3 protein-coding genes are annotated in these 1493 nt (G+C 50.2%); 1 reads left to right on the top strand and 2 read right to left on the bottom strand.

Going from position 1 to position 1493, the window contains the following annotated elements; translation table 11 throughout:
* On the bottom strand, window positions 1-327 hold a 327-nt coding region (locus EPE01S_RS22620; RefSeq protein ID WP_303621221.1), incomplete at its 3' end, for a ClpX C4-type zinc finger protein.
* Between the two features lie 284 nt (window positions 328-611).
* On the opposite strand from EPE01S_RS22620, the gene EPE01S_RS22615 reads away from it, so the two are divergent.
* Window positions 612-1205: an ATP-dependent Clp protease proteolytic subunit gene (locus tag EPE01S_RS22615; protein WP_062749677.1), complete on the top strand. Its 594-nt coding sequence runs from the start codon at window positions 612-614 to the stop codon at window positions 1203-1205.
* A 67-nt stretch (window positions 1206-1272) separates the two neighbouring features.
* Here the strand turns inward: EPE01S_RS22615 and EPE01S_RS22610 are convergent.
* A partial coding sequence (locus EPE01S_RS22610; protein WP_506256255.1) for a ClpB D2-like domain containing protein occupies window positions 1273-1493 on the bottom strand: 221 nt, incomplete at its 5' end.

The raw sequence follows: 1493 nt of genomic DNA, 5'->3' as shown, positions 1-1493 counted from the left end.
CTCAATGCCGTTGCTGGTGTCGCCGTTGCGCAGACGTTTGTAGTGGTTATAGACAGCCACCGAGAGCACCTTTTTGGCGCGTTCCTGGCCGATAACGTAGTCGTCCAGGTGGTGACGAATTTCATGCGGCGTGGGCAGTGAACTGCGCTCGCGGTGCGGCACAGCTTCTTTGATCTCTTCGCGAATGATGTCATTACATAAATCGACGCATTCATCGCAGATGTAGACTGACGGGCCGGCAATCAGCTTACGCACTTCATGCTGGCTTTTGCCGCAAAAAGAGCAGTACAGCAGTTTCCCTGAACCGTCTTTGCGCTTATCTGTCATCAGTTAACCTCATGCCTTACTTAATTTACACGTACCAATCCTTAATATAGCCCATTTCCTCCGCTCATTGGGAGGAAAAGTCCCGCGTCTTCATCGATTGGACTGGCGCATCCTTACCGCAGCCAGGCCTGTGAGAAATAACCGCAGGTCGGCGCAGTAAGAAGAAACATCATTCAACCTGCTGTTTTAAAGTATAAAAAGTGCCTGATATTCCTGTTGATTTAGCTGCTATCTGGATTATGCTAAACTCTGGTTACTTATGATTATCCGATGGAGTGTAAAGCATGCCTCAAGAGCCAGATAAAGAAGAAAATGGGCAGGAAGAGAAGGGTTCCTCACTGGCGGTCAGTAAACTGCTTCAGTCACGCTCTATTATCATTTCCGGTGAGATTAATCAGGCGCTTGCTGAGAAAGTGACCGCCCAATTGCTGATCCTGCAGGAAATGGGGGATGAGCCAATCAAGCTGTTTATTAACAGCCAGGGGGGTCATGTTGAAGCGGGTGATACCATCCATGACATGATTAAGTTTGTGAAACCCAAAGTGCTGGTCATTGGCACCGGCTGGGTTGCCAGCGCCGGGATCACCATCTTCCTGGCCGCTGAAAAAGAGAATCGTTACTCGCTGCCAAACACGCGCTTTATGATCCACCAGCCACTGGGTGGCGTTCGCGGTAAAGTATCCGATATCGAAATTGAAGCGAAAGAACTGCTGCGCGCCCGTGAGCGTATCAACCAGCTGATCAGTAAGGCAACCGGACAGCCGCTGGAAAAAGTCGAGAAAGACACTGACAGCAACTACTGGATGAGCCCTCAACAGGCCGTTGATTACGGTATTACTACCCACGTCATCAGTCACTGGGATGAACTGAAAGCCTAACGGTTTCGGTAGTATCAAAAATGAAAAAGGCCCGCATTGGCGGGCCTTTTTTCAACATCACATCAGGTTATTCGCCTGAGGCCTGCTGAGTTTCAGGTGTGGCATAAATCACTTTAGGTTCACTGTCACCCTCAATGACCCGGGCATCCACCACGACTTTCTCAACGTCATCCATCGATGGCAGATCGTACATGGTGTTCAGCAGCGCACCTTCCACGATTGAGCGCAAACCACGGGCACCGGTTTTACGCGACATCGCCTTTTTGGCAATCGCCGTCAGTGCATCGT

The sequence above is a fragment of the Erwinia persicina NBRC 102418 genome (assembly GCF_001571305.1).
In the GTDB taxonomy this organism is placed as follows: domain Bacteria; phylum Pseudomonadota; class Gammaproteobacteria; order Enterobacterales; family Enterobacteriaceae; genus Erwinia; species Erwinia persicina.
The sequence above is the reverse complement of the archived record's forward strand: the minus strand, read 5'-3'. Positions and strand labels throughout refer to the sequence as shown.

Coding starts and splice junctions, on each gene's coding strand:
- EPE01S_RS22615 (WP_062749677.1), top strand. CDS start 612: ATGCCTCAAGAGCCAGATAAAGAAGAAAATGGGCAGGAAGAGAAGGGT.